This window comes from Zemynaea arenosa (assembly GCF_004614185.1).
GTDB lineage: Bacteria > Pseudomonadota > Gammaproteobacteria > Burkholderiales > Burkholderiaceae_D > Telluria > Telluria arenosa.
Genome location: NZ_SPVF01000026.1, coordinates 1 through 7,231, shown reverse-complemented (window position 1 = coordinate 7,231; position 7,231 = coordinate 1). Strand labels below are relative to the sequence as shown.

At 67.3% G+C, this 7,231-nt stretch carries 12 protein-coding genes and 1 other RNA gene; 5 read left to right on the top strand and 8 right to left on the bottom strand.

What is annotated here, in order from left to right:
- The 4 genes from E4L96_RS01845 to E4L96_RS01830 form a co-directional block, all read left to right on the top strand.
- The coding region (locus E4L96_RS01845) for a LysR substrate-binding domain-containing protein (RefSeq protein ID WP_135205541.1) at positions 1–696 on the top strand (696 nt) is incomplete at its 5' end.
- Positions 696–1,538 carry a prolipoprotein diacylglyceryl transferase gene (gene lgt / locus E4L96_RS01840; protein ID WP_135205540.1) on the top strand — a complete coding sequence of 281 codons (843 nt, stop codon included), beginning with the start codon at positions 696–698 and terminating at the stop codon, positions 1,536–1,538. The genes E4L96_RS01845 and lgt, both read left to right, overlap by 1 nt.
- A gap of 72 nt (positions 1,539–1,610) precedes the next feature.
- Positions 1,611–2,657 carry a DUF2167 domain-containing protein gene (locus E4L96_RS01835; protein WP_135205539.1) on the top strand — a complete coding sequence of 349 codons (1,047 nt, stop codon included), beginning with the start codon at positions 1,611–1,613 and terminating at the stop codon, positions 2,655–2,657.
- 1 nt (position 2,658) lies between these two features.
- Complete coding sequence (locus tag E4L96_RS01830) at positions 2,659–3,378, top strand: site-2 protease family protein (protein WP_135205538.1); 720 nt, start codon at positions 2,659–2,661, stop codon at positions 3,376–3,378.
- Here the strand turns inward: E4L96_RS01830 and E4L96_RS01825 are convergent.
- The 8 genes from E4L96_RS01825 to E4L96_RS01790 form a co-directional block, all read right to left on the bottom strand.
- Entirely contained in the window at positions 3,375–4,193 is an 819-nt protein-coding gene (locus E4L96_RS01825; RefSeq protein ID WP_135205537.1) for a sulfite exporter TauE/SafE family protein, read from the bottom strand. The two genes, E4L96_RS01830 and E4L96_RS01825, sit on opposite strands and share 4 nt — an antisense overlap.
- Before the next feature lie 253 nt (positions 4,194–4,446).
- Positions 4,447–4,914 carry an EVE domain-containing protein gene (locus tag E4L96_RS01820; protein ID WP_135205536.1) on the bottom strand — a complete coding sequence of 156 codons (468 nt, stop codon included), beginning with the start codon at positions 4,912–4,914 and terminating at the stop codon, positions 4,447–4,449.
- Positions 4,915–4,973: 59 nt separating this feature from the next.
- Positions 4,974–5,154, bottom strand: a non-coding RNA gene (gene ssrS, locus E4L96_RS01815) — 6S RNA.
- Between the two features lie 89 nt (positions 5,155–5,243).
- Positions 5,244–5,555, bottom strand: a complete 312-nt coding sequence (locus tag E4L96_RS01810; RefSeq protein WP_135205535.1) for a cell division protein ZapA — start codon at positions 5,553–5,555, stop codon at positions 5,244–5,246.
- Positions 5,552–5,803 (bottom strand): DUF904 domain-containing protein, encoded by a 252-nt coding sequence (locus E4L96_RS01805; RefSeq protein WP_135205534.1) that lies wholly within the window; start codon positions 5,801–5,803, stop codon positions 5,552–5,554. Before E4L96_RS01805 ends, E4L96_RS01810 begins: the two co-directional genes overlap by 4 nt.
- 47 nt (positions 5,804–5,850) lie before the next feature.
- Complete coding sequence (locus E4L96_RS01800; RefSeq protein ID WP_135205533.1) at positions 5,851–6,117, bottom strand: DUF5985 family protein; 267 nt, start codon at positions 6,115–6,117, stop codon at positions 5,851–5,853.
- A gap of 4 nt (positions 6,118–6,121) precedes the next feature.
- Positions 6,122–6,382 carry a DUF5985 family protein gene (locus E4L96_RS01795; RefSeq protein ID WP_135205532.1) on the bottom strand — a complete coding sequence of 87 codons (261 nt, stop codon included), beginning with the start codon at positions 6,380–6,382 and terminating at the stop codon, positions 6,122–6,124.
- Positions 6,383–6,392: 10 nt separating this feature from the next.
- Complete coding sequence (locus E4L96_RS01790; RefSeq protein WP_135205531.1) at positions 6,393–6,767, bottom strand: hypothetical protein; 375 nt, start codon at positions 6,765–6,767, stop codon at positions 6,393–6,395.
- Between the two features lie 117 nt (positions 6,768–6,884).
- On the opposite strand from E4L96_RS01790, the gene E4L96_RS01785 reads away from it, so the two are divergent.
- A partial coding sequence (locus E4L96_RS01785) for a MarR family winged helix-turn-helix transcriptional regulator (RefSeq protein WP_135205530.1) occupies positions 6,885–7,231 on the top strand: 347 nt, incomplete at its 3' end.

Sequence of the window (7,231 nt, the reverse complement as noted above, 5' to 3'; positions counted from 1 at the left end):
CTGCTGCCCGAAGCGCGCCGCCTGCTCGATGGCGCCGCCGACCTGCCCGACCTGGTGCGCCGTGCCGCCGCCGGCGAGGAAGGCCGCCTGGCGCTGTCATTCGTGTCCTCCGCCGACTACAGCGTGCTGCCGCCCTTCCTGCGCACCTACCGCAGCTACTACCCGCATGTGCAGATCGCGCTGCGCGAGGCGACCTCCGACGTGCAGGTGGACGACCTGCTGCACGGCCGCATCGACGCCGGCTTGCTGATCCCGCCCCTGCCCGAGCGCGCGCTGGCGGAGCTGGACTACCTGAAGGTGCTGGACGAACCGCTGGTGCTGGCCGCCCCGCAGGGCGCCCTCAAAGGCAAGGCTGCGGTCTGGCTGAAGGATGCACCGCCCCTCCCCCTCATCATCTTCCCGCGCCGCATCTCGCCCGGCCTGTACGACGCCATCCTGGGCTGCTTCCGCGCGGCCGGTATCACCCCGCACATCGGGCAGGAAGCGATCCAGATGCAGACCATCGTCAGCCTGGTCTCCGCGGGCATGGGGCTCGCACTGGTGCCGCAGTCGGTGTCCAACCTGATGCGGCCCGGCGTAGAATACCGGGCGCTGCGCGACACCACGCCGCGCGTTGACACCGGGGTGGCCTGGCGGCGCGACAATCCCTCGCCCGTCCTGAAGGGCTTTCTCGATCTATTAAGGACATCGACATAATGCTGAAGCACCCCATGCCCGATCCGGTCGCCTTTCACATCGGCTCCTGGCCGATCCACTGGTATGGGTTGATGTATGTGCTGGCCTTCTTCCTGTTCATCGCGCTCGGGCGCCAGCGCCTCAAGCTGCCGCACATTGCCGCGCAGGGCTGGAAGAAGGAAGACCTGGACGACATGCTGTTCTACGGGATGCTGGGCGTGATCATCGGCGGCCGCATGGGCGAGGTGCTGTTCTACCAGCCGCTCCACTTCCTCCACAATCCGCTGGAGATCTTCAAGGTCTGGACCGGCGGGATGTCGTATCACGGTGGCTTCATCGGCGTGCTGCTGGCGATGTGGCTGTGGTCGCGCAAGGCGGGCCGCAACCTGCTGGACGTGTACGACTTCATCGCCCCGCTGGTGCCGCTCGGGTATGCGTGCGGGCGGCTCGGGAACTTCATCAACCACGAGCTGCCGGGCCGTCCAGCCGATCCCTCGCTGCCCTGGGCCATGTGGTGGCCGACGCCCGATTCGCCGCTCGACAATCCGGTATGGCTGGCGCAGCCCGTGCACCCCTCGCCGCTGTACCAGATGGCCATCGACGGCCTGCTGGTGTTCGTGATCGTGTGGTGGTTCGCGCGCAAGCCGCGCCCGCGCCTCGCGGTCGGCGCGCTGTACGTGCTGCTGTACGGGTGCGCGCGCTTCTTCACCGAGTGGTTCCGCGTGCCGGACTGGCAGACCACCATCCTCGGCCTGCCGATCACCTCGGGCCAGGTGCTGTCCCTGCCGATGATCGTCGCCGCCATCGCGATGCTGGTGTGGGCCTACCGGCGCCCCGCCGGCCCGGCTCCCGCGCGCGGCTGAGCCAAAAGATGAGCTTGTTAAAATAGCAAGCCATCTCTACAATTGGCGGCTCCTCACTCAACCGGAGCCGCCATGATCCGCCGCCTGCTCGCCCTCCTTTTCGCCTTTGCCCTCAGCTGCGCGGCCATGGCGCAAGAGGCCCCCGCCTCTGCGCCGCAAAACGCCGAACAGTTCCTCGCCTCGCTCCAATACCAGGACGGCCAGGTCACCCTCCCCGGCGGCATTGCGACGCTCAACCTGCCCGCGGGTTTCCGCTACCTCAACCCGGCCGACACCGAGCGCGTGCTGCACGATGCCTGGGGCAACCCGCCCGGCAACCAGACGCTCGGCATGATCGTCCCCGCCAACGCCACGGTGCTCAGCGACGAAGGCTGGGGCGTGATCATCACCTACGACAAAGACGGCCACGTGAAGGACGACGATGCCGCCACCATCGACTACGCCGGCCTGCTGAAGGACATGCAGGCCTCGGTGAACGAAGACAACGAGCAGCGCCGCAAGGAAGGTTACCGCGCCATGACGCTGGTCGGCTGGGCCGAGCCGCCCGCGTACGACAAGGCGGCGCACAAGCTGTATTGGGCCAAGGAGTTCTCCGCCGAGGGGGCGTCCGTGCACACGCTGAACTACAACATCCGCGTGCTGGGACGCGAGGGCGTGCTGGTGCTGAACGCGGTGGCGGGCATGAACCAGATCGACAGCATCAAGCGCGAGATGAAACAGGTGACCGCGTTCACCGACTTCACGCCGGGGAACCGCTATGCGGACTTCAATGCCAGCACGGACAAGGTGGCGGAGTATGGGCTGGCCGCGCTGATCGCGGGCGGCGTGGCGGCCAAGCTGGGTTTCTTCGGCAAGCTGCTGGCGATTCTCATCGCGGCCAAGAAGCTGGTGATCCTGGCGGTGGCGGCGATCGGCGGGTGGCTGTTCAAGCTGTTCGGCCGGCGCAAGGAGCAACGCGCCGCGGCGCAGGAAGCCGCGCAGGCCCACGCCCACGGGGCGCAGGCGCCGGCCTCCCCAGTTTCGCTGGACAAGCGCGAAGACGAGGCGTCCACCGGGGCCCTCGATCAGCCGGCGTCCCCGGAGGCCAAGCCCCCCACCGTCTCGCTGGACAAGGACTGACATGTTCAAACTGCTGGCCGGCCTGCTCGCCGCCGGAAAGCTGGGCAAGGTGCTGTTCAGCGGCGGCACCATGTTGCTGTCGATGTTCGCGTACGCGCTGGTATTCGGCTGGCGCTACGCGGTTGGCTTTGTGCTGCTGATCTTCATCCACGAATGCGGCCACTTCCTCGCGGCGCGCCAGCGCGGGCTCGCGGTCAGTCTGCCCGCCTTCATCCCGTTCGTGGGCGCCTGGATCCAGCTGAAGGACCAGCCCCACGATGCCGAGACGGAGGCGTGGGTCGGCTTCGCCGGCCCGCTGCTCGGCTCCGCTGCCGCGCTGGTGTGCTACTGGCTCGCGCGCCAGACCGGCAGCGACCTGCTGATGGCCCTCGCCTACGCAGGCTTCATGCTCAATCTCTTCAACCTGATTCCGATCTCGCCGCTGGATGGGGGCCGCATCACCGCGGTGATCTCGCCCAAGGTGTGGCTGGCCGGCGTGCCGCTGCTCGCCGCCCTGTTCCTGTGGCGGCCCAGCCCCATGCTGATCCTGATCGGCCTCCTGGCGTGGCCGCACCTGAAGACGGCGCTGGGACGCGGCGCGGCGGTGCACCCGCCGGGCTACTTCGAGGTACCGGCCGAGACGCGGGTGAACTACGCGGTCATGTATCTCGGGCTGGTCGGCTTCCTGGCGCTGATGAGCTACACCATCCACGAAACGCTGGGTGCCACCACCGGCACCTAGCGCATCCCCTTCCACGCCATGTACGCCGCCAGCGCATACAGGATGACCGCGAAGATGCGGCGCAGGCGCTGCACCGGCATGCGGTGGGCGGCGCGGGCGCCGAAAGGCGCGGCGATGACGCTGGCCGCCGCGATCCCCGCCAGCGCGGGCAGATAGACATAGCCGAGCGAATAGGGCGGCAGCCCCGGTTCGTGCCAGCCATAGACGATATTGGCCAGCGTGCCCGCCAGCGCAATCGGAAAGCCGAGGGCCGCGCTGGTGGCCACCGCGTTGTGGATGCGCACGTGGCACCAGGTCATGAACGGCACCGAGATGAAGCCGCCGCCCGCTCCCACCAGCCCCGCCACGGTGCCGATGATGCCGCCCGCAGCGAACATGCCCGGCTTGCCCGGCAAGGTGGGCGGCGCGTCGCCGGTGCCCGCGGGCTTGCGGCGCGTGGTCAGCATCTGCGTGGCCGAAAAGGCGACGAACAGCGCGAACACGAGCGCCAGCACCTGGGTGTTCATCTGCTTGCCGATCCAGGGCCCCAGCCACGATCCCGCCACGATCCCCGGTGCCAGCATGGCCGCCACGGGCCACAGCACCGCGCCATGCTGGTGATGCGCGCGCACCGAGGAGATGGAGGTGAACAGAATGGTGCCGAGCGAAGTGGCGATCGCCATGTGGACGATCAGCTCCGGCGGAAAGCCGCGCGCGCTGAAGATCATCGTGATGAACGGCACCAGCACCATGCCGCCGCCGATGCCCAGCAGGCCCGCGGCAAACCCGCCACCCGCGCCCATCACCAGCAACGTCAGAATCAAGACCGCGTCCATCCCTGCTCCCGCAACCGAATCCGCCATTTTACTATCGCCCCACGCCCCCCGATGGGGTCAGGCCCCGCCCCCGCGGACCGGGGTCAGGCCCCGGGTTGCCTCAACGAACGGCCGCCGAATGAAGCGCCTGTGAATAAGGTGTGGATAACTGCCTGGGGTCAGGCACCATCTATGAGCGGCAGGCCTGACCCCGGGGTTGAGGGAGGTCAGGCGGGGGGCGTGTTGCAGGAACCCGGCGGCGGGGCGCCGGCGCTCAGGGCTTGACGCCCGCGTGCTTCAGGACCGCGCGCCATTCGGCGGCGGTGACGGGCGAGATGGACAGGCGCGAGCCCTTGCGCAGCAGGACCATCTCCTCCAGCGCCGGGATGGTGCGCAGCTCGGTCAGCGGAATAAAGGGAATCGCATGCGTTGCACGCACGTCGATGGAGATCCAGCGCGGCTGCGCGCGAGTGGCTTTGGGGTCGTGGTACGCGGATTTGGGATCGAACTGCGATTCGTCCGGGTACGGCGCACTCGCCACCTCGGCCAGCCCGGCGATGCCCGGCACCGCGCAGCTGGAGTGATAGAACAGCACCCCGTCGCCCACCCGCATCGCATCGCGCATGAAGTTGCGGGCTTGGTAGTTGCGCACGCCGAACCACGCGGTGGTCTGCTTGGGCGCGGCCAGCACGTCCGCGAAACTCACTTCGTCAGGTTCGGATTTCATCAGCCAGTACGCCATGCGTGCATCCCCAAGGTGTGAAAAAGGCTGCGCGCCTTGCGACGTGCAGCCTTTGGAATAAGTACCCCGCCTGTGCCGTTATGCCGGCATCCCGAACCTGACGGTTCAAGGTGGTCACAGTCAGTTCAGTTTCGGGTTCGTCGGACTAGCGACGCTCACGCCCACCGAACAATTTTCCGCAACCTATGCTCATAAATGGTTCAAGGAATATATGGCAAATCGCGAACACTGCAGGGACAGGCGCAAGTCTACTCTCTTGACCGCCAAAGCACAAATCAAAACGTCCCTGCCGCGCGCACCCGAGCGTCGGACGCCACGCCGCGCACCAATCAGAATAAGGCTTCCTGCGGCGTCAGCGCCTGATCGAGCACGCTGTTCATCGCGGCCAGCTGCTGCTTCACTTCCAGCACCGACGCGTCCGCGAACGGGCCTTGCGGCGCCTTCATCGACAGGAATTCGGCCGCCACGGAGAGCGCCGCCATCACGGCGATGCGGTCGTTGCCTTTCACCTTGCCGGAGTCGCGCAGCGCGCACATTTTGCTGTCGAGGTAGTGGACGGCTTCGAGCAGCGTCTTCTCCTCGCCTTCCTTGCAGGCGAGGCGATAGGCCTGGCCCATGATGGTCACGTCGAGATGGATCATGCGGTCGGTCCTGCGTCAGAAGGTGCGGCGGTCGTCACCGCGGTGGTCGCGGCGGGCGCCTCGGGGAGCAGGGTCATGAGCGCTTCGATGCGCTGCTGGGCGCGCGACAGGCGCTCCATGTACGCCTCGTTGGTGCCGGCCAGGCGCGCGTTCTCCAGGCGCAGCTCGGCGTTCTCGCGGCGCAGGGTCTGCGCGAGCGCGGCCAGCCGGTCGATCTTGTCGGAGAGGTCTTTGAATTCGGAAATCATTCGTCACTATAGGCCGAGGCCCAAGAACGCGTCAATGCCTCGCACGCTTAACGCCCGCCGCGCTTGGGCAGGTTCTTTTCCCAGATCGCCCACAGGATGAAGGCATACGAGACCAGGCGCACCACGTAGTGGTAGGCGGTGTCCTCGCTCACCTCCGGGTTCAGGCCCGAGTACACGCGGTGCACCGCCTCGACGAAGAACGACAGCGCGAACCACAGGAAGAAGCGGTCGCGCGTGGTGCGCCAGAAGCGCAGGAAGAACAGGCCGACGGCCGCGGTGGCCATGGCGATGGCGCCTTGCAGGAACTGGTTCATCGCCTCACTCCTTCTCGTAGATCAGGCCGTACAGCAGGAGCAGCACGGCGACCAGGGCCGACAGCGCGCGCGCCAGGCTGAAGTCGTATTCGACCGGGAAGATCACCTTGTCCAGCACCAGCAGCAGGTTGTTGAAGGTGAGGCCGGCGAAACAGGCGCCGCTCCACATCAGGAGGCGGTAGCCAGTCTGGCGGTAGCTGCGCAGCAGCACCCAGGCCACGGCCAGCGAGGTCAGGGCACACAGGGTATAGATGAGGGTTCCCATAGGCGAAGGCTCAGGAATTCCGGCGGAAGGTGAACGCATCGGCAAAGTGCTGGGCCTTGCGTTCGACGCTGGAGTGGATCAGGTTGGTCATGGCGACCAGGTTCTGGGCATACAAACGGGCCACGTCGTCGATCATGCCGCGCATGGCGTCGGAGGCGGGCTGGTAGCGCCAGGTCCCGTCGGCGGCGGTGAGCATGCCGGCGCGGCACAGATCGTCGAGCAGGCGCTCGGCATTCTTGTCGGCGATGTAGAGGCGGCGCGCCACGGCGTCGGTACTCCAGGCGCGCGGGTCGCCCCGCAGCAGGAGCAGCGCCTCCAGATGGGGCACCGAGGCGATGCTAGTCAGGACGAATCGGCGGATATCGTCGGGAATCGGATTGGACACGGTCAGTACGGCTGAGCGTCAACAGCCCAGCATTATGGCACGGTTTTCCATTCGCGCGAATGTAACGGACGAGGCCTCTGTTATGATGGGCGGCCCCATCGTCAAGACAGCCGCCGCATGAAACGCCCGCTCCCTTCCGACCCCGCCGAACAACGCCTGGCCGTGCTGCAGAAGCTGCGCATCGTGATCCGCGCGGCCCAGCAGCACTCGGCCTGGATCGAGAAGCAGTGCGGGGTCTCCGGGGCGCAGCTGTGGATCATGCAGGAGCTGCACGAGCACGGCGGGATGCGGGTGGGCGCGCTGGCGCGGGCGCTGGCAATCCACCAGACCACCACCAGCAACCTGCTCGATACCCTGGTCAAGCGCGCCCTGGTGCGCAAGGATGCCGATCCGGACGACCGCCGCGCCGTGGTGGTCAGCCTGACCGCCGCCGGGGCCGCCCTGCTGGCCACCGCCCCGCGCCC